The sequence below is a fragment of the Bacillus sp. JJ1562 genome (genome assembly GCF_036962705.1).
In the GTDB taxonomy this organism is placed as follows: Bacteria; Bacillota; Bacilli; order Bacillales; family Bacillaceae_L; genus Ferdinandcohnia.
This window is the reverse complement of sequence record NZ_JBALOQ010000006.1, coordinates 42085-66130: the sequence shown is the minus strand read 5'-3', so window position 1 is coordinate 66130 and position 24046 is coordinate 42085. Positions and strand designations below refer to the sequence as shown.

At 37.4% G+C, this 24046-nt stretch carries 20 protein-coding genes; 14 read left to right on the top strand and 6 right to left on the bottom strand.

The features are described from left to right. Window positions 1-188 precede the first annotated feature (188 nt). Window positions 189-1952, top strand: coding sequence for a putative bifunctional diguanylate cyclase/phosphodiesterase (locus V7097_RS04615; protein WP_335702420.1), 1764 nt, complete (start codon window positions 189-191; stop codon window positions 1950-1952). 146 nt (window positions 1953-2098) lie between these two features. Here the strand turns inward: V7097_RS04615 and V7097_RS04610 are convergent, their stop codons facing one another. After that, a complete protein-coding gene (locus tag V7097_RS04610) occupies window positions 2099-2944 on the bottom strand; it encodes a DUF2935 domain-containing protein (RefSeq protein WP_335702419.1) in 846 nt (281 codons plus the stop codon). Between the two features lie 406 nt (window positions 2945-3350). On the opposite strand from V7097_RS04610, the gene V7097_RS04605 reads away from it, so the two are divergent. The 3 genes from V7097_RS04605 to V7097_RS04595 are packed head-to-tail and all read left to right on the top strand — an operon-like array spanning window position 3351 to window position 6755. Continuing rightward, window positions 3351-4427, top strand: a complete 1077-nt coding sequence (locus tag V7097_RS04605; RefSeq protein WP_335702418.1) for a Fe(3+) ABC transporter substrate-binding protein — start codon at window positions 3351-3353, stop codon at window positions 4425-4427. 1 nt (window position 4428) lies between these two features. Continuing rightward, window positions 4429-6078, top strand: coding sequence for an ABC transporter permease (locus V7097_RS04600; protein ID WP_335702417.1), 1650 nt, complete (start codon window positions 4429-4431; stop codon window positions 6076-6078). Beyond that, the gene (locus V7097_RS04595; RefSeq protein ID WP_335702416.1) at window positions 6075-6755 is read left to right on the top strand and encodes an ABC transporter ATP-binding protein; all 681 of its coding nucleotides are present in this window, start codon (window positions 6075-6077) and stop codon (window positions 6753-6755) included. The genes V7097_RS04600 and V7097_RS04595 overlap by 4 nt, the downstream gene beginning before the upstream one ends. Window positions 6756-7172: 417 nt before the next feature. On the opposite strand, the gene V7097_RS04590 is transcribed toward V7097_RS04595, so the two are convergent. The 4 genes from V7097_RS04590 to V7097_RS04575 form a co-directional block, all read right to left on the bottom strand. Beyond that, window positions 7173-8264 (bottom strand): copper resistance D family protein, encoded by a 1092-nt coding sequence (locus V7097_RS04590; protein WP_335702415.1) that lies wholly within the window; start codon window positions 8262-8264, stop codon window positions 7173-7175. Window positions 8265-8267: 3 nt separating this feature from the next. Beyond that, window positions 8268-8843: a copper resistance CopC family protein gene (locus V7097_RS04585; protein ID WP_335702414.1), complete on the bottom strand. Its 576-nt coding sequence runs from the start codon at window positions 8841-8843 to the stop codon at window positions 8268-8270. A gap of 184 nt (window positions 8844-9027) precedes the next feature. Beyond that, window positions 9028-9615: a DeoR family transcriptional regulator gene (locus tag V7097_RS04580; RefSeq protein WP_335702413.1), complete on the bottom strand. Its 588-nt coding sequence runs from the start codon at window positions 9613-9615 to the stop codon at window positions 9028-9030. Between the two features lie 387 nt (window positions 9616-10002). After that, entirely contained in the window at window positions 10003-10893 is an 891-nt protein-coding gene (locus V7097_RS04575; RefSeq protein WP_335702412.1) for a cation diffusion facilitator family transporter, read from the bottom strand. Window positions 10894-11130: 237 nt separating this feature from the next. Between V7097_RS04575 and V7097_RS04570 the strand changes: the two genes are divergently transcribed. The 4 genes from V7097_RS04570 (at window position 11131) to V7097_RS04555 (ending at window position 15805) form a co-directional block, all read left to right on the top strand. Further along, the gene (locus V7097_RS04570; protein WP_438824198.1) at window positions 11131-11856 is read left to right on the top strand and encodes an ankyrin repeat domain-containing protein; all 726 of its coding nucleotides are present in this window, start codon (window positions 11131-11133) and stop codon (window positions 11854-11856) included. A gap of 47 nt (window positions 11857-11903) precedes the next feature. After that, the gene (locus tag V7097_RS04565) at window positions 11904-13082 is read left to right on the top strand and encodes an ankyrin repeat domain-containing protein (protein WP_335702411.1); all 1179 of its coding nucleotides are present in this window, start codon (window positions 11904-11906) and stop codon (window positions 13080-13082) included. A 19-nt stretch (window positions 13083-13101) separates the two neighbouring features. After that, entirely contained in the window at window positions 13102-14337 is a 1236-nt protein-coding gene (locus V7097_RS04560; protein WP_335702460.1) for an amidohydrolase family protein, read from the top strand. Window positions 14338-14605: 268 nt separating this feature from the next. Beyond that, window positions 14606-15805 (top strand): MFS transporter, encoded by a 1200-nt coding sequence (locus V7097_RS04555; protein WP_335702410.1) that lies wholly within the window; start codon window positions 14606-14608, stop codon window positions 15803-15805. Between the two features lie 50 nt (window positions 15806-15855). On the opposite strand, the gene V7097_RS04550 is transcribed toward V7097_RS04555, so the two are convergent. Further along, window positions 15856-16962, bottom strand: coding sequence for a CdaR family transcriptional regulator (locus V7097_RS04550; protein ID WP_335702409.1), 1107 nt, complete (start codon window positions 16960-16962; stop codon window positions 15856-15858). A 147-nt stretch (window positions 16963-17109) separates the two neighbouring features. Here V7097_RS04550 and V7097_RS04545 point away from each other — a divergent pair, with 147 nt between their 5' ends. From V7097_RS04545 to V7097_RS04520, 6 genes are all read left to right on the top strand, one after another. Then, entirely contained in the window at window positions 17110-18279 is a 1170-nt protein-coding gene (locus V7097_RS04545; RefSeq protein ID WP_335702459.1) for a glycerate kinase, read from the top strand. After that, a complete protein-coding gene (locus V7097_RS04540; RefSeq protein WP_335702408.1) occupies window positions 18257-19366 on the top strand; it encodes a 2-keto-3-deoxygluconate permease in 1110 nt (369 codons plus the stop codon). The genes V7097_RS04545 and V7097_RS04540 overlap by 23 nt, the downstream gene beginning before the upstream one ends. Before the next feature lie 81 nt (window positions 19367-19447). Further along, on the top strand, window positions 19448-20716 hold the full coding sequence (larA, locus tag V7097_RS04535; protein WP_335702407.1) for a nickel-dependent lactate racemase: 1269 nt from the start codon (window positions 19448-19450) through the stop codon (window positions 20714-20716). A gap of 118 nt (window positions 20717-20834) precedes the next feature. Next, window positions 20835-21134, top strand: a complete 300-nt coding sequence (locus V7097_RS04530; protein ID WP_335702406.1) for a UxaA family hydrolase — start codon at window positions 20835-20837, stop codon at window positions 21132-21134. Further along, window positions 21127-22296, top strand: coding sequence for a UxaA family hydrolase (locus V7097_RS04525; protein ID WP_335702405.1), 1170 nt, complete (start codon window positions 21127-21129; stop codon window positions 22294-22296). Before V7097_RS04530 ends, V7097_RS04525 begins: the two co-directional genes overlap by 8 nt. 445 nt (window positions 22297-22741) lie before the next feature. Next, complete coding sequence (locus V7097_RS04520) at window positions 22742-24037, top strand: four-carbon acid sugar kinase family protein (RefSeq protein WP_335702404.1); 1296 nt, start codon at window positions 22742-22744, stop codon at window positions 24035-24037. The last annotated feature ends 9 nt before the right edge of the window (window positions 24038-24046 follow it).

The following is a 24046-nucleotide window of genomic DNA, read 5'->3' as shown; positions in this document are numbered from 1 at the left end:
TTGATAATGAGCCAGTGTGCTCATTTTTTTGTTTCTCTTTTATTCGAAGTCTAAAATATCTTGAATTCAAGAATCTTAAAATTGACGCAAAATATATTTGATGCTACTATAAAATCATTCAAAAAGGTTCACTATTTTCAACATTGTGTTAAAGAAGGTAATCTTAAACTTTAAAGGAGTTTAATAAAGTGGAAAATACGAATAGTACCCTAGATTATTTTGACAAATCCATTAGCCCAGATATAGCAAAACAAAAACAAGTAGAAGACGAGCAAAATGAAAAATATAGATTAATAGCTGAAAACACGACAGATTTAATTAGTCTCATTGAAGTTGACGGCTCTTTTCAATATGCTTCGCCGTCCTTTGAAGCAATATTAAATTATGATTTATCTTCTATTAGACATCATAATTTTTTTGATCTGATCCATCCAGATGATCAGGCAACGATTAGCAAGGAAATAAGGATTTTTTGTAAGAGGAAAAAAACAGTTAGACATATTGAAATTCGTATCCGTGATAACAAAGGGGATTATATTGATATAGAGGCGAGTTTTAGTGTAATAGACAAATCATCATTTTCAAAAAACGATTTAATTCTTGTTGTCATGCGTGATATTCGATTCAGGAAGATTTTTGAACAGAAAATATATCATCTTGCGTATCATGACACATTAACAAATCTGCCGAATCGACGTTCTTTTATGAATGAATTAAACAGGGAAATTCTCGACAGGAAGAATAGAGTCTCAACATCTAAAATGTCAGTACTAATCATTGATCTAGATAACTTTAAATCAATTAATGATCAGTGGGGGCACGATGAAGGTGATCAAGTATTAATTGAATCCGCAAGAAAAATAAAGGACGCGATTCGCCCTAGCGATCTAGTAGGTCGTATAGGCGGTGATGAATTTATTGTATTGCTAAAGGATATAAAAGGTGAAGCGGATTTAAAAAAATATGTGAATCGAATTGTAACAAAATTTAACTCCCCAATCTCAATTTCCGATCAGGAGCATATCATGACGTGCAGTATTGGGGTTGCTACATATCCTATCGATGGTGATAATTCAAAGGAACTGATTAAGAATGCAGACGATGCCCTCTATAGCGTCAAAAATAAAGGGAAGAATCATTATTTAATCTTTAATAGTAAAATTAAAAATGAATCTCTAGAACGTAGGTTGCTAGAAACTGCATTGAGAAATGCTATTAAAGAAGAACAATTTTATTTAGAGTACCAGCCTAAACTAAATCTCTCTACTAAACAATTAATTGGTATGGAGGCTCTAGTGAGATGGAATCATCCTGAGTTAGGTACCATTCCACCGGGTAAATTTATATCATTGGCTGAAGAAACAGGATTAATTGTGCCATTAGGGGAATGGATCATGCGGGAAAGCTGTAGGCAAATGAAGAAATGGCAAGAAAGTGGCTATCAATCATTGGTCATTTCGGTTAATGTATCGATCCGACAGCTTGAGGACGCTAATTTTATCAAGTCAGTTAAGAACATACTAAAAGAAACGGATTTAGACCCAAAATGGCTAGAAATTGAATTGACCGAAAGTGTTTTTATGGATGTGAATGATGCTGCGTCCATCCTTGAGGAAATCCGCCAGTTGGGGATTCAAATTTCGATTGATGATTTCGGAACGGGATATAGTTCACTAAGTTATCTAAAGCATCTTCCGATTGATACATTAAAGGTTGATGCCTCATTCATTAAAGATATTCATGTGAATGAAGAAAGCAGAGCTATTGTAAAATCCGTGTTAACACTAGCAACAACTTTAGGATTAAATGTAATTGCAGAAGGAATCGAACTTCAGGAACACGTTAATGAACTAAACAAAGATGGTTTAATGTTTGGACAAGGTTTTTATTTTAGCAAACCATTGAACAGTGAAGCGTTTGAAGAATATCTGTTAACTGAACTGAATGCCTGAGGGAAGGAGAAATCCTGCTCATAAAAAAAAGAAGTAATTTCTAAAATGGAATTACTTCTTTTTTTGGTTTTTTGGCATTTACAAATCCCATTCAAAAAATGGGGAATATAATTATCATTATCAAAATCATAAAAGAGCTTGATACACTACCTTGATTGAGGGTGCATACCTGTAAGATGAGCATCAAACATATCGATTATTTCTAGGAATCTATCAGCCTCACGGAAAACATGATCTGCTAATAACGGATGAATAATACTCTTTATTTTACATTGTTCTATTAGATCACGCGCTGTTTTCTTGAAGTCCCGAAGTGATGCGACTGACACACGATTTTGATCCAGAAATTGATCTAAAAGCGGAACAGTTTGAGATTGTGGCTTCATTGATTCTAAGTCTACTGCTTGATACATTAATTGATCAAAATCATTACTAAAATTTCGGGCCATATCAACTAACTTCCTTTCAGATGGATCCAGCAAATGGCCAATAAATTTTGCATGGTCAGCCATAATCCTTAAGAAGAAAACATTTTCTTTAATAATAGCTTCAGGAAGTGGTTTTAGTTTACCTTCATTTAATTCAATCAATCTTTTTCTAAAATAATTTGCCTCTCTGCTTGTATGATCAACAAGTAGAGGGAAATTGTTTGCACCTGGTAATTTACAAGTGAGAATTAATCCTAATACTTTTCGTTTAAATGCAAATATACCAGTTGCGGATTGTTGTACTTCTGAATTAAATCTTCTTATTTGTTCAGGGTCTGTTTGATTGGAAAGGGAATGTGCCATTTGTTCGATGCGTTCGAATATTCGATAAAATTGATTAGCTTCTTGGATTAGCTGAGTGTCCTCTGCTCTAAAACCTAATCGGAGAAATAATGAATGTTCTTTCATAATCCTAGACCAAAAACGAATTTCATTTAAAGATCGCTCTACAAACATTGTTGACGTGACGCCAGTATCAGCATGCAAATCTTTATTTCTATTCATTCCAATCCCTCCAATAATCGCAATCATTTACCCTATTCATATGAAATAAGTATTATGAATATACCGCTATTTGTTTAGGATAACCTTTGCTAAACGAATTTGAAGGCTTTCTAGAAAGGGCATTGGTAACACCTGCTTCTAAAGCATCAATACTCTTTGCTAAAGAAAGAAGCAATAACATTTTATTATCAAGTGGATTTATAGAACGACTTTCCCACCTTCAGTAAACGAATCATAAATCATTTTTATCACGAAAAATAACAGCATTAGAGGGAAATGAACGATTTTTGTGAATTTTTTTCATATTCTTGTTGACGTATTTAAAGATAGTAAGTAAAATAAAATCATGCTAATTGATAACGATTTTCATTATCATAAATATAATGTGAAAAGGGTGTTACATAACATGAAACTCAAAAAGCTTTTAAAACCTGTACTTGTTACATCTGCCTTAACAATTGCTTTAGTAGGTTGTGGCACAAATAACGCAGAAGAAGGAACAGATGGTACAAAAAAAGATGTTGCAAAATCACATGAAGTGAATGTATATACGGCTAGACATTATGAAACAGACGATACAGTGTATAAAAATTTCACTGAAAAAACCGGAATAAAAGTAAATGTAATCAAAGCCGAAGCTGAAGAACTCATTGAACGTATTAAACGTGAAGGAGAAAGCACTCAAGCAGATTTATTTGTTACAGTTGATGGCGGTGTTCTTGCCCACGCAAAGAAAAATGGCATTCTTCAACCGATTGAATCCGACGCAGTAAATGAGAATGTTCCAGAAAACCTAAGAGATGTTGACAAAAACTGGGTTGGAATGGCAACAAGAGCGCGTGTTATTGTCTATTCAAAGGATCGAGTTTCGCCTGATGAACTTTCTACATATGAGGACTTAACAAGTGAGAAATGGAATGGAAAAGTATTAGCTAGATCTTCAACTAGTCTTTATAACCAGTCATTACTTGCTTCATTCATTGAATTAAACGGTGAAACTGATGCTGAGGAATGGGCAGCAGGAATTGTGAAAAACTTTGCTCGTCAGCCAGACGGTGGTGACCGTGACCAAGCAAAAGCAATCGCAGCTGGAACTGGTGATGTAGCCATTATGAACACATATTATGTTGGGTTAATGGCAAATTCTGAAGACCCTGAAGAAAAGAAAGTTGCAGAAGGAATTGGCGTGTTTTTCCCTAACCAAGAAACGAACGGTACTCATGTAAACATTAGTGGAATAGCGTTAACAAAGCATAGTAAAAACAAAGAAAATGCCATTAAGCTTATTGAGTATATGACGAGTGTTGAGGCACAGGAATACCTATCAGAAAATAACTATGAGTTTCCGGTAAATCCGAATGCTGAAAAACCAGAGATCCTTCAATCATGGGGCGATTTCAAAATGCAAGAGCTGAATTTTGATACTTTAGATGAACACAATAAAGAAGCAATTGAAATATTCAATAAAACTGGTTGGAAGTAATATGAAAACTGGGACTATCAAGCGTTTTTTACAAAAGGAACTAAATGGATGGTGGATAATAAGTATGATTGGAGCAGTCATTATACTGCTCCCCATCCTTTTTGTATTCTTTTCATTGTTTCAGGAACCGAATGAAAATTGGATGCATATCAAACAATATTTACTAACAAATTATGTATTTAATACCTTTGTCCTTATGACCTTTACTGGGCTTGTAACAGCATGTTTGGGTGTGACTTTGGCCTGGCTCATTGCGGCATACGACTTTCCTTTCAAGAAATTTTTTAAATGGGGGTTAATTCTTCCGCTTGCGATACCCCCATATATAGCAGCATATACGTATCGAACCATGCTTGGTTATACAGGGGTTATACAATCTACAATAAGGAATACATTTGATTACCAAATCAACCCCGAGTTATTATCCATTTCTTCACTACGAGGTGCAATTTTTGTCTTCTCGTTATTTTTGTTTCCATATGTTTATATCATTACAAAGGCGTTTTTGGAAAACCAAAGTACTGCGTATATCGAAAATGCGAGAGTATTAGGAAGTAAGCCAATGGCTGTATTTTTTAGGGTAGTATTACCACTTTCAAGACCCGCAATAATTGGCGGAGTTGTACTTGTCATTTATGAGGTACTAAGTGACTATGGTGTCACAAGCTATTTTGGGATTCAGACGATTACAACCGCTATTTTTCAAACATGGTTTGGAATGTATGATGTAGATACCGCGATGAGATTAGCTGCTTGGTTAATGTTAATTATTGTAGGATTGTTTATTTTGGAACGCATTTTACGTAAACGAAGACGTTACAATTTAAGTAATAAAACAAGACCACTTTCTCCGAAACAGCTAAAAGGATTTTCTGCATTTGCTGCGTCCAGCTATTGCTCGATAGTATTCGCGCTTGGCTTTTTAATCCCTTTTGTTCAGTTACTATCATGGGCAAAACTAACCTTTCACAAGGTTTGGAGTGATTCGTTTGTTACCTTTTTGTATCAAACGGTATATGTTGCACTAATTTCAACGACACTTATTTTACTTATAGCTGTTATTGTTGCGAATGTCAGTCGTACCCATTCAACTTTTTCATATATTTTGTCGAAACTAATAACGTCAGGATACTCAATACCTGGTGCCATTGTCGCAATTGGAGTCCTAGCATTATTCATTACTCTTGATAAATGGCTTGCACCATTTTACTCTTATATGGGATATGGAAATGCTCCATTGATTTTGAGTCTTTCAATCGTTATGCTTATTGTTGGATACACCATTCGCTTTATGGCTACAGGCTTTAACGCTATTGAGGTTGGATTTGAAAAGGTTGGCATGAAATATGCAGAAGCTTCAAGAATGCTTGGGAAAAATGTTACAAAAACATTTTTCAAAATCGATTTGCCCTTAATGAAAGGTGCAATTGCAAGTGGATTTATTTTAACATTTGTTGAGATAACTAAGGAATTACCATTAGTCCTACTATTGAGACCGTTTAATTTCGAAACATTAGCAACAAAAACCTACCAATATGCAAAAGATGAGCTAATTTACGAAGCATCAATTACTTCTCTAATGATTATTGCCATTAGTGTATTGTCTGTTGTCATTATTCAGATGATCGATAAGAAGAAGGTGGTACAATGAAGATTCTCGAAATCAATAATCTTACATTTTCATTTTCACGGAAAGCTACTCCTATTGTTGAAAATTTTTCTCTTACAATTGGAAAGGGAGAAATAGTTGGGATTTTAGGGAAAAGTGGAAGTGGGAAAAGTACCTTACTAAGACTAATATCAGGCTTGGAGATGGCAACGAAAGGAAGCATTACAATCGCAGGTAAGCCTGTTTTCAACGAAAGCCTATTTGTCCAGCCTGAGGATCGGGAAGTTGGAATGGTATTTCAAGATTATGCCTTGTTTCCGCATATGAATGTGAGGAATAATGTTTTATTTGGATTAGAAGGTTTACCTAGGAAGCAACGGAAACAACGTGTTCAAGAAATGCTTGAACTGGTTAAAATGGAGGAATTCGAGTCAAGATTTCCTCATGAATTAAGTGGCGGTCAGCAACAACGTGTGGCTCTGGCAAGAGCATTAGCACCTAAGCCGAACCTATTATTGATGGATGAGCCCTTCAGTAATTTAGATGCAGACCTAAGGGAATCAATTCGTGAAGACCTTCAATCCATTTTAAAAAAAGCTAATATGACCTGCATCATTGTTACGCATGATCGAAATGATGTGGATGCAATTTGTGATCGTAGCATCGTATTTGGAGGTACAAAGGAAACGTATAATGAAAAGCTAACAGCTGTAAAATAGAGGGTACAAATGACTTTCGCATTAGGGAGTACATTTCACTTTTTCATTCTTTCAAACAAAAGGTTCCAGGATTTGCGGAAATTAAACCTTGTGGAAGGGAGTTCCTTGTAAGATTAAAATATCAATTAGCTAGAATTGATAAGAATTTCTTTTTTGGTTTTACGGCATTTACAATCATTATTTATGATAGGAATTTGAAAAAGCAACGTCTGCATAAAGACGTTGCTTTTTCAAATTAATTTAATCAAGTCATAATTAACTTGTCATCACCAACTGGATCAGCATAGTGCTTATTCTATTAAAGTGTGCGGCTTAGTTTTTTTAGTGTGTTCAATAGTAAGTTATAAAAATGTAAAAGGCTAATTTTTGCCCCTTAAAAAAAGAATGACTCAATTAAATTGAGCCACTCTTCTTTTTTTAGATTATCACGACTGTCACCATTAACATTAAATAGATACTTGTTACAAATAAGCAACTAAAAAGGAATGATATAATTATGGATGCTTTCTTGAAGTACGAGAGTACCATTAATATAAAAAATAAAATGGATATGAAAAAGAAACATATCGTATTTAAGTTTAGAGCAAAGCCGATAGTATTGCCTACATCAATGATATCATCATGAAATAGACGAAATAAAGGTGATATTGCATCACTAGTTAAAAAATTTCCGTGGGGTGGTGGTTGTTGTGAATAGATAGCTGTAATCGTGAAAATTGTAAATAAAATAAAGCTTTCTAAACGTATCCAAGAGATCGGGTTGAACGTAGCGTCTTTTGATAGTTTATATTTCACAATAAAACCATTCACTAATGCGTAAAAAAGAAGTGGCAGTAAGAATAAATGTTTTAATAATATTCCTTGTCCATAGGAAATCATCCATGAATCAACATATTCATCCATAATAACATCCATCATAAATAAACCACTAAGAATCGTAGCAATTAGACACCCGAAGGCGACCGCTGAAAACCAGCTTAAAAATTTGAGCCAATTGTTATGATTTGTTGAGAACCATCCAATTATTAAGAGAATTCCAACCCAAATACTCACAGCAACTAAATGAATAAAGTCACTAATAATTCCTATGTTTTGATCTAGAGCACCAGCATGACTTGACCAAGCAACCGTTAAAATTAACCCCAATGTCAGTAGTGTACCTAAGTAAGCAAAACTTGCCTTTTCATTAGTTTTCGTAAAAGCAATTAGTAATACTAATAGTAGAGAACCAAGAAGGGTAAAGTCCCAGGCAGTGCCAATTGTGTAGGTAGTTAATACAATTTTCAATGATTCAAGCAAACCTAAACGTGGAGCAAGAAATAATATAATGTCCAACACAGGAACAAACGTGTAAACTGGTATCGTAATTGCACAAATTAGCAATAAACGCTTAGGAAACTTGATACCTGGACGATATTCGTTTGGAACAAGTAAAAGGATAAAACCTCCTACTAAAACCGAAAAGGATAAATATAAAAGCGTCTGACTAATAATAATGAATAAATCCATTTATTATTTCCTTTTCTTAATAAGTAGGGTTAATCCACCAGCTATGATAACTATTAAAAGAACAATTAGAATGACTGTCATAAAGGATGATTCTTCCTTCGCTTCATCGGAAGAAACTTCATCTTGACTTTCTGTTGACTGTTTTTCTCCGTCTGTTGTATCTTCAACTGCTTCAGGAGTTTCTGAAGGTTCTTCTGCAACTTCCTCTTCAGTTTCTACATCTGGTGCATTTACTGTAAATGAGAATTCGCCATCTAATTGGTGACCATCTGCACTCATAATATTCCAGTTTACTTGATAATCGTCATTTGCAAGGGGCTCAGAAACAGTACCTGTTAATATTCCTTCACCTATGATAATGTCTTGAATTTCAACAACTTGCCCGGAAGTAGTTGTTACCTCAATGAAACTACCCTGTTCAATTTTCCCATCAAACTCAAGTACAATTTCAGTAATGGGCTCCGTTATGATCTCGCCATCTGCAGGATTCGATTCTTGCAAATGTGAATGAGCGAACACGCTATTCGAAATAGTCAGTGCCAATAATATTGCTGTTAAAGCTGTAATTATACGTTTCATAATAAATTCCTCCAATACCTCTTATTACTATTATGTTTATTGTTTACTTACTTCAACTCTATACTCTTCATGCTCATGTAAGCCATTGTCATTTTCAATTTGGGTGATTGTGTACGTACCACCATCTGTTCCATATACAATCCACGGTTTATTAAGTTTTCAATGCATCTACGTAGTGGTTTCCTTAATGATGTTTGCTACAGCCCCCTGAAGGACATTGCATTTTTTGATAAATCACTTCCATAGCATCCTGCAAACCAAAGATTTCTCCGCCAAAACCTTTAACAAACTTTTCAGCATGTTCCCGGTTTTCAAACGTTAATACTTGTGGTTGACAACAAGCGACGTTAAGGGTGGTGTCCAAAACAAACCAAGTTAAAGGAGCACTTATCGTTGTATTCATAAAAAAATCATGACATATTGCCTGTAAAACATCCTCCCCCAGTTGGCGGTGGCGTAGGAGTCCGCAGTGAGCACAGCAAGTCGTTTCAATCTTGTTGTCAGTTAAGATTATTCGATACTCCATTTTAGGATTGTTTGGTTTGTGACAGTAAATACATTGACTTTGACTTGGAAACACATGTTTATCTGTTTCATTAAGTGAAATCCCACCAAAGGTTTTAGAGATGAGACCTTCTTCAACTAAAGGCTTAATATCTCGATAAATCGTCATTTCTGAAACATTAAACTGTTCACTTAGCTCACTAATTTTCAATGTCTTGTGTTTTTGGATCAACCTTCTAATTTGGCTTTGCCTTTCAATCGGTAGCATCTTCTACACCTCTTTGTTAGATGGTGAAACTATTTTCTTAAAATAACAATCTACAACACTCATTCTAACATTTTTATCTTTAATTTAAATAAGGGTAAGCCATGTTAATATGAAAAAACTGTGACTTTTTGTTATAAGTCACAAACTAAAACAAAATATATATCGTTTATCAAGAAGAAAGAAACAATGGAATAGTCGAGGTCAGTCAGAAAGCAAAGCTGATTCAAAGAATTTGTCACCGGGTGATCCAATTTGGAAATTAAAATTCTTAATTAGATAGTAGACTTCTTAATTGCAGTTAGTGTTAGGGTTTAACTATACTTCATATTTCAAACAAAAAACGATTGGGTAGTCTACGGACTACCCAATCGTTTTTTGTTTTTTAAATCAATTCATAATTAACTTGTTATCTCCAACTGGCTCAACATGCACATGAACATCATGAACGTTATGTTGGTTCATTAAAGTTACCTCTACTTTTGAAGATATTTCATGCGCTTGGGTAATATCTAAATTCTTCGGAACAGATATCACAACATCAACGACATTGCTATTTCCATATGTTCTTCCTTTAATATCTTTTACTTCTAATACCCCGTTTACATTCATAATCGTCTGTTTATATTCTTCTAAATCCTCTATATCAAAGCCATCTGTTAAATAATGTGAAGATTCTCGGAAAATGTCCCATCCCGTTTTACAGATTAATAATCCAACAACAAATGCAGTCACTGGATCGAGCCAAGGTATACCAAGTTGGGAACCTAAAATTCCGATTGCGGTACCAATACTTACCCATGCATCAGAGAGATTATCTTTAGCAGCAGCCATAACTGCATGACTTTTTACTTTTTTAGCTAGATTTTTATTATATCGGTAAACCAATATCATAATAAAAGCGGAAATAAACCCTGTCCATGCTGCTATCATATCAGGTGATTCATTATTACCACTAAAAACAGATGATGCTGCACTATATAAAACTTGAATACCAACAACCATCATGATTAAAGATGCAATTAAAGAAGAAACTGTTTCGGCTTTCCAATGGCCATAAGGGTGATCGTCATCAGCGGGTTTTTGCGATAGTTTTAAACCAATCAATACTGCAACAGAAGCAACTATATCAGTTGTGTTATTTAATCCATCAGCTTTTAGAGCCTCTGAATCGGCTATATATCCTATGATTAATTTCACAATTGATAAAAGAATATAAACTGCAATACTTAAAATCGCACCACGTTCTCCTAACTTCAGATCTTGATACCTCTGCTCCATTTCTCTTCCTCCAAAAAATAACATTGAATCTTATTGTAACAAAGGGGTTTCGTGTTAGTCTATGGCAACGTTTTTGTGAAATAGCAACAAAATAACTAGTAAGGAAAGAGTTTTTACCAAAGGAAAAACTTTTGTAGAAGGGCATTGACATTCTTTTTATGGATTTTATTAGGGGGAACCTGATATATAATGAGTATAGAAAAATTAATAATGTTAGGCAGGGGTGACTTGGATAAAATGTTAAAGAAAATTATCCCTTTTTTGTTATTTGCATTACTTCTTGGTTGTCAGAATAGCCAAGAATCAGATTATATATACCAACCATTAGATTCAAAAAAAGATCAGAAGTCAGAAGGGGGGAATAAAAATATGAAAGAGCAATACTTTCAAGCGGCTGAGCAAGGGGATGTTTCAAAACTTCAGGAATTGATCGAAGCTGGCGTAGACATTAATGCTGTTGATGAACAGGAAAGAACAGCGGCGATGATTGCTACATATGCAAATCAACCAGAGGTAGTAAAGGTCTTAATAGAACATGGCGTTAATATTGATATCCAAGATAATATGAAAAACAATCCGTTCCTATATGCTGGAGCAGAAGGCTATTTAGAAATTCTTAGGCTTACAATTGAAGCCGGTGCTGACAATACCCTCTTAAATAGATATGGTGGCACAGCACTTATTCCAGCATCAGAACATGGGTATGTAGATGTAGTAAAAGAGTTATTAGAAAATACGGATGTTGATGTCAACCATATTAATAATTTAGGTTGGACAGCATTATTAGAAGCAATTATTCTTAGTGATGGCGGAAAAAGACAACAAGAAATCATTCAATTGTTAATTCAACATGGGGCAGACGTAAATATTCCTGATAGTGATGATGTAACACCCATGGAACACGCAAGGTCTAGAGGATTTAAAGAAATAGAAGAAATACTTCAACGGGCAGGAGCAAAATAAATTCTATCGATGGAGAAATCAATTAAGCTACTGAGGGAGTTAGTATGATGCAAAAACAATCCTTAAATGAAAAACTTATTAGTGCAAGTGAAATTGGAGCATTGGAGGGTGTTGAGCGTCTTCTACAAGAAGGAGCACGCATTCATTATAAAGATAAAAACAGTAGAACTGCCTTAATGGCGGCCACACAAAATAATCAAATTTCAGTTGTTCAATTGTTAGTAAAAGCTGAAAGTGATGTGAATGCGAGAGATGTGACTCAGTTAACTCCGTTTATTTGCGCTGGTGCAAACGGATTTCATGAAATTTTAAGCATGATGCTGAAATATGGAGCTGATCGCAAAAGTGTAAATCGATTTGGTGGTACAGCATTACTGCCTTCTAGTGAAAAAGGGTATCTGAAAACCGTTCAAATTTGCTTGGATGCTGGTGTCCCAGTAAATCATGTGAATGATTTAGGGTGGTCGGCCTTACTAGAAGCTGTTATTTTGGGAAACGGTGGGCGACTGTATTCTGATGTTATTCAGCTTCTTGTTGAAGCGGGGGCGGATATAAAACTGCCTGATCGAGATGGCAAGTCTGCACTTCAATATGCAGAAGAACTCAATCAAACAAAGGTCGTCAAAATCTTAAACAAGGAATATGCGGAGAGTAATAAAAGTATCGAAAAGGCAAAATCACTCTACAAAGAAGATAAGTACGAAGAGGCTATCGCAATCATGAACCGTGAACTTGAAAGGGAGAGTGAAAACTTAGATTTATATTTTTATAAAGGGTATTTTTTACAAGAGGCAAAGAGGTATGAAGAGGCTTTAGTTCAGTTCGAGACTGCCAAAGCTAAAGATCCAACTGACTTAGACTTTTATTTCTATACGGCCAATTGCTTGCGGTTGATGAAGAAACCAGATGAAGCACTTACTGAATATGATAAAGCCTGTGCACTTGATCCAAATGAAACCTTTTACAGATACCATAAATCAAATTATTTGAGAGAACTTGGCAGACATAAGGAAGCCGTCATCGAAATGGACAAGCTTTTGGCTTTCCAACCACATCGATACGATTTTTCATTCCACAAGGCAAACAGCCTAAGGTCATTAGGAAGACATGAAGAAGCAATTGATGCCATTGAGAATGCAATCAAGCATGATCCCACTAATCCTTTGTACCATTTGCATAAAGAGCAATCTCTCGAATTGTTAGGGAAAAAACACAAAGGAGAATAAACAAATGAAAGATAGAAATATGCTTAAAAAGAACTTCTATATGCTACTGAATGTTCGTTTAGAAAGTGGATATAAGTATGAAGACGGACAGGTTGTCGAGACTGAAACCCAACTACGTAATATCGAAATCGAGAACGGCATTATTGCGAAAATACAAGATACCAAGATACCATATAGAAGAGATATAGATTGCTATGATGCGAAGGGTATGCTTCTCCTCCCTGCTTTTAAGGAAATGCATATCCATTTAGATAAAACCTACTTTGGAGGTCCATGGAAAGCAGGAGCAAATCGAAAAACTATTTTCGACATGATTGAATTTGAAGAAAAGCTACTACCTGAACTGCTTCCAACAGCACAAGAGCGTGCGGAAAAATTAATTGAGTTAATCGTGAGCTACGGTTCAACATATGTTCGAAGTCATTGTAATATCGACCAGACTATCGGGTTAAAAAATCTCGAAAAATTAAAGGCAGCTTTAGAGAATTATTCAGATAAAATTTCACATGAAATCGTGGCTTTTCCTCAACATGGACTGCTTCGTTCAAATGTAGAAGGGCTACTACGAGAGGCCATGGATCTTGGAGTAACACATGTAGGAGGTCTTGATCCAACCGTTGTTGACGGAAATATGGAGAAGTCTTTGGAAAGAATGGTACAAATCGCAGTGGAATATAACGTAGGCATTGATATTCATCTTCATGAAGGTGGAGAAACAGGGATAAAAGCCATTAATAGGTTGGCAGATTTTACAGAAGAAGCTGGTCTAAAGGGAAAAGTAACAATCAGTCATGCATTCTCACTCGCTTCATTATCTGAAGAATCAGGAATCGAGCTTGCAAACCGCCTATCCTCATTAGGTATTTCAATCGCCTCAACTGTTCCAATTGGTAAAACTATCATGCCAATTCCTCTTCTTCAAAAGCAGGGAGTAGAGGTCCTTCTCGGAAATGACAGTATAACAGATCATTGGTCACCATTTGGGATCGGAGACATTCTTCAGAAGGCACATCTTGCAGCACAATTATATGGTTGGAGCAATGAGTATCAATTGTCTCGTGCCTTATCCCTTGCTACTAGAGGCATTACACCTTTAGATAAAGAAGGAAATCAAATCTGGCCAAAGGTTGGAGATGAAGCGACTGTCGTCCTCGTCTCAGCGAGCTGTTCAGCAGAAACTGTAGCACGCTTGCCAAAGCGTTTGGCTGTACTGCATAAGGGTATTTTTTCTTCAGGGTCTTTAGATAAGAGGTAGTAACTAAAAAGTGAGCTTGCATTGTCTTCTGTATGACAACGTAAGCTCACTTTTGCATTTCTTATTCTTTATATTACGACAAGCAAATAGAAAATGGACATGAAAAAGTATTCATGATTAAACTGTCATTTATACATAGTAGATTATATGAGATTAATGGGTTCATACTAAAACCATACTACGAAAAAAAACCTTGTCTTTTCAATTAAAGCCGATTATAGTGAAGAAGGTAATGACAGCTGTCAAGACACTTGGGGGGGTATGGATTATGACAGAAAAAACAATTTCACAGCGAAAGCTTCTTGGTATCGCAGGGCTCGGCTGGATGTTTGATGCACTGGATGTAGGGATGCTATCGTTTATTATTGCAGCACTGAACGCGGATTGGGGTTTAACACCAGAACAGATGGGGTGGATTGGAAGTGTAAACTCAATCGGGATGGCTGTTGGTGCTCTACTTTTCGGCCTATGGGCGGATAGGATTGGTCGGAAAAATATTTTTATTATCACATTGGTATTGTTTTCACTTGCGAGTGGTGTTTCCGCATTGACAACTACTCTTTTTGCTTTTTTAGTTCTACGCTTTTTTGTAGGCATGGGGCTAGGTGGAGAATTACCTGTCGCTTCAACGCTTGTTTCAGAGAGTGTACCGGCGAAGGATCGTGGGCGAGTTGTCGTTTTACTTGAAAGCTTCTGGGCATTTGGCTGGCTACTTGCAGCACTTATATCATATTTTGTTATCCCATCATTTGGCTGGCGAGTTGCTCTAATCATAGGTGCTCTACCTGCCTTATATGCTATTTATTTACGGTTGAATCTTCCGGACTCTCCGGCATTTTCACCCAAAAAAGCGGAGAAACGGTCTATTGTTCAAAATGTACGCGAGGTATGGTCGAAGAAATATGCACGTTCCACATTCGTCCTTTGGATGGTCTGGTTCACGGTCGTCTTTTCATACTATGGAATGTTCCTTTGGCTCCCAAGTGTGATGGTGATGAAAGGTTTTAGTATGATTCAAAGCTTCGAATATGTATTAATCATGACTCTGGCTCAGCTACCAGGTTATTTTACAGCAGCATGGCTTATTGAACGAATGGGTAGAAAGTTTGTACTTGTCACCTATTTGCTAGGGACGGCAGGTTCGGCCCTAGTTTTCGGACAGGCAGAAACGACTGCAGCCCTGATCCTTTCGGGTATCTTTTTATCATTCTTCAACCTAGGTGCATGGGGGGCTTTATATGCTTACACCCCTGAACAATATCCGGCTGTCATTCGTGGGACAGGCGCTGGTATGGCCGCAGCGATTGGCCGTGTAGGTGGGATTCTTGGACCGCTACTTGTTGGCTCACTTGTAGCTGCAGGTAATTCCATTAGTTTCATTTTTACACTGTTTTGCATAAGTATCGTCGTCGGTGTGATTACACTTGCATTTTTAGGGAGAGAAACAAAGCAGATTGAATTAACCTAGAAGAAAGAGTTTTTAAAGGACAATCAGCAACTTATAAGCTCTCCACATTTTCAATGCGGTGGAGAGCTGGTTCTGTTATTTAACCAAATGACCAATTGCAATGCAAAGGCATCTTTAAAGTTTTGTGGGTCATAGCCACTTTCCATTTTGATTTTATTAAGACGGTAAATTAAGGTGTTACGATGGATATAAAGTTTTCCTGCTGCTTCTTTAATATTTAAATTCGAGTCAAAGAATGCTTGAAGCGTGTCTAATTGATTTATAAGATCACCCTTGCTCTTTAGTATTCTTTCGGAAAACTGTTCAGCAAGCTTTGGACCGATTTGGTGAATGAGTGCCTCTGGTTCAATGTCTGTATAAGAAATGATCTTTTGTTCAGATTTACTGATGGCTAAGGCAATTTCACATTCACGATAACCCTGGTTAACGTGTAGAAGTTGGTGAATAAGCGGAGAGAATGCCAAACGAACATGAACCTTCATTTTTTCAAATTCTTTACCAAGGTAAGTTAACTTCTTTTTTGCACCTTCGTGAGAAAAACCAGTTAAAAGCAGCAGTAATTTATTTCCATGAACAAATCCTGCCAACACCTTTCCTTTACCAATCACTTCTTCTGTGTTTTTAATAAGTAAGTGACTTGAAAAAGAATAATCAAACACCTCAATTAAGCCAACGACAAAAGGACCAGTAAGCTTCATATTAAGTAGACTTAGCCATCGTTCGATAGTGATAGTGTTAGGTTTCTCTTTTAAAAGTTCCTCTATAATCGTCTCTTTCGTTCTTTGGCGCCATTCCGTTTGGGAAGCCATGTAAGCTTGCTTAATCAATAACTCGGCCATCATTTTTACAAGGCCTCCACGATCTCCTATTATTTTGGGTTCCCCTGTAATACCGATTACTCCAACAACCTCATCATGAAAATGAATCGGTAAATTAATTCCTTGTTGTGTTCCACGAAGTTGTCCTTGATTTTCAGATGTAATTTCTAGTTCCTTTCCAGTTTCAACGACTATTGATGCGCCTTCATGGATTGAATCCAGGCGTGAGGGATCGCCCGTTGCAATAATAACTCCTTTTTTATTCATTATATTGATATTTAGGTTCATAACTTTCGAAGTTTCTTTTACTAGCATCTCAGCAATTTCCCTAGTAATCATCTAATTCTCCTTTTGGTTATTGAATACAAAAAATTTTTAGAATTTATACAATTATTTGTATTCTACATATAAAGAAGATTTGAAGCAAGTAGATTATAATAAAATAAACAGATTATTGTAAGCGTTTTCGGAGAGGAGGGGAACAAAATAAAGATAATAATTGCACCTGATTCATTTAAGGGCAGTGTAACTGCGATGGAAGCGGCCTTATCAATTGAAAAGGGAATTAAAAATGCATTTCCGAATGCAGAAACGATTTTAATACCTGTGGCAGATGGAGGAGAAGGAACGATGGAAAATCTCGTTACTTCGACGAAAGGACATAAAGTTCCTGTGACTGTAACAGGTCCACTTGGCAGACCTATCGAGACTTCTTTCGGGGTGTTGGGTGATAATGAGACATGCATTATAGAAATGGCAAGTGCATCAGGCTTGGATTTAATTAGTCGCTCTGAGCGTGATCCATTAACTGCAACGACGTATGGAACCGGTGAATTAATTAAAAGAGCACTTGACGATGGATATCGGAATTTCGTCTTAGCGATAGGTGGATCTGCCACAAATGATGGTGGCGTTGGAATGCTACAGGCACTGGGTATGCAAATTCTTGACAAGTCTGGAAAGGAAGTTGGCTTTGGTGGAGGTGCATTAAATCAAATTCATGAAGTACGCATGAACCATTTTGATACACGAATTCAAGAAAGTCATTTTTTAATTGCCTCTGATGTGGAAAATCCACTCGTTGGTGATAACGGAGCCTCTCATGTGTTTGGACCACAAAAAGGGGCTACAGATGATATGGTCCAGGTCCTCGACCAAAATCTTACTCATTGGGGTAATTTAGTGGAACAAGTTACAGGTATCCGGTTGCATGATTTGCCAGGAGCTGGGGCTGCAGGAGGGATAGGAGGAGCATTTCAAGCGTTTTTCCCGTCCACTATGAAAAGAGGGATAGATGTCGTTATTCAATATTCCAAGCTTGAAGAAAATCTTAAAGGTGCTGACCTTGTAATCACTGGGGAAGGGCAGGTAGATTTTCAAACAGCTTACGGAAAAACTCCCATGGGGGTGGCCCAAACAGCAAAAAAACTGAATATTCCGGCCGTTGTTATTGCGGGCTCAATTGGTGAAAGAATTCAAACATTATATCCATATGGAATCATTGGGGTTTTTAGCATTATTAATCGTCCAATAAGCTTAGACGAAGCGATGAAAGAATCAAAAAAATTGTTAGAACATACAGCTGAGCAGGTAAGCCGTATTTATTTTTTCAATAAAGAGGGGGTAAATGGAAATGAAGATCAAGCAAACGATTGAGAAAGTACCTGGTGGATTGATGGTTGTACCTTTGATGCTAGGGGCGTTATTTAATACTGTGGACCAAATGCACATCCCAGTAGTTATGGACGCTTTAAAATCTTTAGGGGTTGCTCCAACTGCTGATGGTAATTATGAGCTTTTACGTATTGGTGGATTTTCAGAAGCATTATTTAAAACTGGCGCATTTACATTGATTGCATTATTCCTATTTTGTGCGGGTAGTCAGATGAATCTTAGAGTCGGTGGTATTGCTATGAAAAAAGGAGTATTGCTGACAACATCAAAATATTTAACTGGACTTGCTGTTGGAGTAATATTTGGATACTTTTTTGATCCAATGAACGGCTTTCTGGGCTTATCGACAATGGCAATTATTGCGGCAATGACCAATGGAAATGGTGGTATGTATGCTGCATTGACAGGTCAATATGGAAACAGGTCAGATGTCGGTGCAGTATCTGTCCTATCATTGAATGATGGGCCATTTTTTACATTAATGTCATTAGGGCTTTTAGGTTCTAAATTCCCAATTATTGCGTTTATCGCTGTTTTATTACCGATTGGAATAGGAATGCTACTCGGAAATCTTGACCCTGAGATTCGAGAATTTCTAGCACCAGGAGAAATCCTGCCAGTTCCGTTCTTTGCGTTTGCACTTGGCGCTGGGATGAACTTTATGACATTCTTTAACCCAAGCGTTGTTGGGGCTGGGTTACTACTTGGGATTATGACAGTAGTATTAACCGGATTAACCGGTATTCTCGTGTTCAAGCTGTTTAAAGAAAAAAGTTATATTGCCCCGGTGGCAGAGGCGTCCACAGCGGGGAATGCGGTAGGTACACCTGCAGCAATTGCAGCTGCTGCAGTCGTTGCATCTGGTGCTGGCATGATGAGCGCCGCTGAAGCCCAAGCTTATCAGGATATAGCGAACATTGCTACGATGCAAATTTCAATTTCTACTTTAACGACTGCTATTCTTTGTCCAATTGCCGTTATATTAATGGATAAATACCAAAGAAGTAAAGGTATTGATGGTAAGCTGGAAAATCCTAGGGCGCCAAAAGATCCTGGAGTACCGGTGTAAAAAACAGACTCCACCCCTGGTCGATTAAGAGGCTAGGGGTGCGGTTATTTATTGAAATATTGATTCACAAAGGAGAAGAAAATGCAAACAACTTTGTTATATGGAAAAGAGAATTTAACGATTAACGTTCCGGATAATGCACTCATTTTAGAACCACAAAATCCCTCAGGCCTAGCTAATGAGATGGAAGCCTTACAAGAGGCACTTAAAAATCCAATTGGATCACCTCCTTTAGCGGAAATGGTGAAAGCAACGGATAAGGTAGCTATCGTCATTAGTGATATCACACGGCCAACCCCTAATGAAAAACTTGTTCCAGCTTTAATTAAAGAATTAAGCCATGTACCGCTTGAAAATTTTGTGATTATAAATGGAACTGGAACGCATCGTGACCAAACCGAGGAAGAGTTTGTTCAAATGCTTGGTCAATGGGTAGTTGATAACATTCGCATCATTAATAATCACTGTCACGATAAAGAAACGCTTGTCAAAGTAGGACATAGTCAATTTGGCTGTGATGTTTATTTAAATAAAGAATATGTTGAAGCTGATTTTCGAATTGTAACGGGTTTTATCGAGCCTCACTTTTTTGCTGGATTTTCCGGTGGACCAAAGGGAATCATGCCAGGGATTGCAGGGATTGAGACCATCATGACCTTTCATAATGCAAGGATGATCGGAGACCCGTTATCGACATGGGGAAATATGGTCAATAACCCTCTCCAGGATATGACAAGGGAAATCAACATGATGTGTAAACCCCATTTTATGCTGAATGTTACCTTGAATCGTGATAAACAGATTACAAATGTGTTTGCTGGGGAACTAATTGCTGCACATGACAAAGGTTGTGCCTATGTAAAAGAGCATGCCATGTCAAAATGTGATCAGCGTTTTGATATCGTTATCACATCAAATTCCGGCTATCCACTCGATCAGAATCTGTACCAGGCCGTAAAAGGAATGAGTGCAGCTCATAAAATTGTGAAAAAAGGTGGAACGATTATTGTTGCTTCAGAATGTTCAGATGGTCTTCCAAGCCATGGGAATTATGCGGACATATTAAAGATGGCCAAATCCCCACAAGAAATCTTAGACATGATCAATAATCCTGAATTTAAAACATTCGACCAGTGGCAAGTGCAAAAGCAGGCTGTCATCCAAGTATGGGCTGATGTGTATGTATATTCATTACTTACAGATGAACAAGTGACACAGGCGATGCTGAAGCCAACACATAATATTGAAGAAACGTTAGAGCAGCTTAAAGAAAAGTATGGAAAAGACATGTCTGTTGCTGTACTACCATTAGGGCCATTGACCATTCCGTATGTTGATACCGAGGACTAAACCCGATACCTTCCAAACTATTAAAATATATTGCTAATTTTACATTGTTTAAAAGGGTATTTAGTAGCTATTTCAATGAAGTATAATTTTTACGATTTTGATAGAGGAGGAATGAGGCATGTCCCAAAGTTTTTCAGCGGTATTAATGAATGAGAATGATAATGTTGCGACTGTTTTGGCTGATTTAGAGGCAGAATCATTTGTTTCTGCTTCAAATGGCGATAAGAAGCTTGAGGTAAAGCTCTTGCAATCAATTCCCTTTGGACATAAATTTGCCGTTGCTCTGATTAAAAAGGGTGAAAAGATTTATAAATACGGTGAAATCATCGGTGTTGCATCTTGTGATATTGCTACAGGTGAGCACGTCCATGTTCATAATCTCGAAGGAACACGTGGAAGGGGCGATATAAATGGATAATCAACAATATTTTATGGGGTATAGACGTCCGGATGGAAAAGTTGGGGTTCGCAATCATGTATTGATTCTTCCTACCATCACCTGTGCAACACAGGCTGCCTACCAAATTACCCAGCTCGTGCATGGTACCGTTAGTTTTATTCACCAGCATGGCTGCACACAAGTTGGGGTGGATTATGATCAAACCTTCCGAACATACGTCGGTGTAGGGCTTAATCCAAATGTGTATGGCGTTGTCGTGCTAGGACTAGGCTGTGAAACACATCAAGCAAGAAGTGTAGCGGAAGAAATCGCCAAAAGTGGAAAGCCGGTTGAGACTGTTTCCATTCAGGAAAATGGAGGTACCTTGCAAACGATAGCTAACGCTGCTAAAATTGCCGCAAAAATGGTTCAGGATGCCTCTGCAATTATGAGAGAGCCATGCCATGTCAGTGAGTTAATCATTGGAACGGAATGCGGTGGTTCGGACGCATGTTCTGGCCTATCTGCAAACCCTGCAGTTGGTCATGTAAGTGATTTGATTGTAAAAGCCGGTGGAACCGCAATCCTTGCAGAAACTACAGAATTAATCGGTGCCGAACATTTACTTGCTAATCGAGCGGTCAATGATCTTACTGTTGAGCGTGTGTATGAAAAGATTAAGCAGGCTGAAGGTCGAGCACTAATGATGGGTATAGATATCCGCACAGGTAATCCTACACCTGGGAACATAGCTGGAGGATTAAGTTCGCTCGAGGAAAAGTCACTTGGAGCAGCTACAAAATCTGGCACGAGCCCGCTTCAAGAACTAATTGACTATGCGGACATTCCAACCAAAAAAGGACTTGTCTGGATGGATACTCCAGGGCAGGATATTGAACAGCTTACCGGAATGGTCGCGGGAGGTGCACAGGTGGTCCTGTTCACAACTGGTCGTGGTACGCCAACGGGATCACCAATAGCCCCTGTTATTAAAATTTCAACAAATACACCAATGTTTAATAGTATGAGAGATAATATGGATTTAAATGCTGGAACAATTATAGAAGGAAAAGAAACCGTACAATCAGTTGGACAATCGATCTTTGAAGAAATTAAATCTGTCTCATCTGGTAAACTAACAAAATCAGAAATATTGAAACAAAACGACTTTGGTATTTGGAGAATTGGACCAACCTTTTAACTTATATAGTAGATGCTCAAACCCCTACTGTAATTAAGGAACTCAGACTAAAAACGCCACTTCCTGTGGCAACGTCTGAGTGACCCACCTCGTGTGGGCCTAAAGCCTCCAGCGGATGCCATGATTTTTCAAAGGTAAATTTTCAGCTTTAACTGGCACTAAGCCCTCAAAGAGGGCAACTGCCAGTAAAAGCCTGAAAATTTGAACAAAGACTAAGAACGCCACATCCTGTGGCAACATCTTTGTGACCCACATCCTGTGGGCCTCAACTAACAATCTGTGGAGTAGTGAATCCACAGATTGAAGTTTCACAGTATCTACCATAAGATCAAAGACTAAGTACGCCACTTCCTGTGGCAACTTCTTTATGACCCACTTCATGTGGGCCTAAAAACGGGCGCAAATACGCCTTGGCGTATTTGATTCTTGTCTTCTATTAGGATGTGTGGATGGATTGAACAATAAAATTGGTATTATAGCAGATGATTTTACAGGGGCAAACGACTCAGGTGTGCAGCTTGCTTTAAAGGGCCTTCGTTCTTCGGTCATCCACGACTGTAAGAATGAAGGCAGCATGTCAAATCGTGATGTGTTAATTATTGATACAAATAGCCGCTCTTTAGGTCCGAAAGAAGCAAAGGCGGCTGTAAAAAAAGCAGCCCTCATGCTGCAAAAATTAGGTTATCAACATATTTATAAAAAAATTGATTCGACATTAAGAGGAAATATTAAAGCTGAACTTGAAGCAATCGAAGAAGTCTTTCAACCAGAACTAATAGTAATTGCTCCAGCACTACCAAAGATGGGAAGAACGACAAAGTTAGGTTATCACTACATTAATGGAGCTTTAATCTCGGAAACAGAATTTGGAAGGGATCCGAAGACGCCTGTTACTGATAGTTATATTCCACATTTGCTAATCAAAAAAGGCGGGAGAAAAGCTGCGGTTTTTTCTGAAGACCTGCTTCACCTTGCAGAAGCAGAATTTCTGAAGCAAATTGATGATTGTCTGAAACAAGCAAAATCATGGGTTGTATGTGATGTAGAGAGAGAATCTGACTTTCAAATGATTCTAGACCGATTCATTTTGACAGGAAAAAGGATTGTTTGGGTAGGATCAGCTGGTTTAATTGAATATATTCCTGAAGCCCTACAAATAAAAGGGAAAACAATTCGAAGTTCACAACCACCCATATGTAAAACATTGACTGTTTCAGGTAGCCTCTCGCATATTACAAACCTTCAACTTGAGGAAGCAACTCGATTAGAAGATGTGTATTCCATTAAATTAGATGTCCGGAAATTAATTCAACCAGTCTTTGAGTCAAGCTCCATTTTAAAAGAAATGAAATCACATTCCAATGCTAAGCATTATATTGTGTATGTTGAGTCGAATGAAGAAAATCGCGAAATTGCCCAAAATGAGGGTGAAATACAAGGTTTAACTAAGGTGGAAATTAGTGAACGAATTGCAATCAGCTTAGGAACTTTGGCAAAAGATATTTGTAACCAAAACCAATTAATTAATGGGTTGATATTAACCGGTGGAGATACGGCGAAGGCAGTCTGTTCTATGCTTGGGATTAACGAAATGGAATTAGCTTCTGAAATAGAACCAGGTTTGCCGTTTGGAAGATTAATAGGATATGAAAGAGATATGTGGGCTGTCACGAAAGCCGGGGGTTTTGGGAATCGTGAGTCATTGATAAATGCAATGCACTTTTTGATAAGGGATGTGTGAACGTGACGA

Coding starts and splice junctions, on each gene's coding strand:
- V7097_RS04610 (WP_335702419.1), bottom strand. CDS start 2,944: ATGAATAGAAATAAAGATTTGCATGCTGATACTGGCGTCACGTCAACA.
- V7097_RS04605 (WP_335702418.1), top strand. CDS start 3,351: ATGAAACTCAAAAAGCTTTTAAAACCTGTACTTGTTACATCTGCCTTA.
- V7097_RS04600 (WP_335702417.1), top strand. CDS start 4,429: ATGAAAACTGGGACTATCAAGCGTTTTTTACAAAAGGAACTAAATGGA.
- V7097_RS04595 (WP_335702416.1), top strand. CDS start 6,075: ATGAAGATTCTCGAAATCAATAATCTTACATTTTCATTTTCACGGAAA.
- V7097_RS04590 (WP_335702415.1), bottom strand. CDS start 8,264: ATGGATTTATTCATTATTATTAGTCAGACGCTTTTATATTTATCCTTT.
- V7097_RS04585 (WP_335702414.1), bottom strand. CDS start 8,843: ATGAAACGTATAATTACAGCTTTAACAGCAATATTATTGGCACTGACT.
- V7097_RS04580 (WP_335702413.1), bottom strand. CDS start 9,615: ATGCTACCGATTGAAAGGCAAAGCCAAATTAGAAGGTTGATCCAAAAA.
- V7097_RS04575 (WP_335702412.1), bottom strand. CDS start 10,893: ATGGAGCAGAGGTATCAAGATCTGAAGTTAGGAGAACGTGGTGCGATT.
- V7097_RS04570 (WP_438824198.1), top strand. CDS start 11,131: ATGTTAAAGAAAATTATCCCTTTTTTGTTATTTGCATTACTTCTTGGT.
- V7097_RS04565 (WP_335702411.1), top strand. CDS start 11,904: ATGCAAAAACAATCCTTAAATGAAAAACTTATTAGTGCAAGTGAAATT.
- V7097_RS04560 (WP_335702460.1), top strand. CDS start 13,102: ATGCTTAAAAAGAACTTCTATATGCTACTGAATGTTCGTTTAGAAAGT.
- V7097_RS04555 (WP_335702410.1), top strand. CDS start 14,606: ATGACAGAAAAAACAATTTCACAGCGAAAGCTTCTTGGTATCGCAGGG.
- V7097_RS04550 (WP_335702409.1), bottom strand. CDS start 16,962: ATGATTACTAGGGAAATTGCTGAGATGCTAGTAAAAGAAACTTCGAAA.
- V7097_RS04540 (WP_335702408.1), top strand. CDS start 18,257: ATGAAGATCAAGCAAACGATTGAGAAAGTACCTGGTGGATTGATGGTT.
- larA (WP_335702407.1), top strand. CDS start 19,448: ATGCAAACAACTTTGTTATATGGAAAAGAGAATTTAACGATTAACGTT.
- V7097_RS04530 (WP_335702406.1), top strand. CDS start 20,835: ATGTCCCAAAGTTTTTCAGCGGTATTAATGAATGAGAATGATAATGTT.
- V7097_RS04525 (WP_335702405.1), top strand. CDS start 21,127: ATGGATAATCAACAATATTTTATGGGGTATAGACGTCCGGATGGAAAA.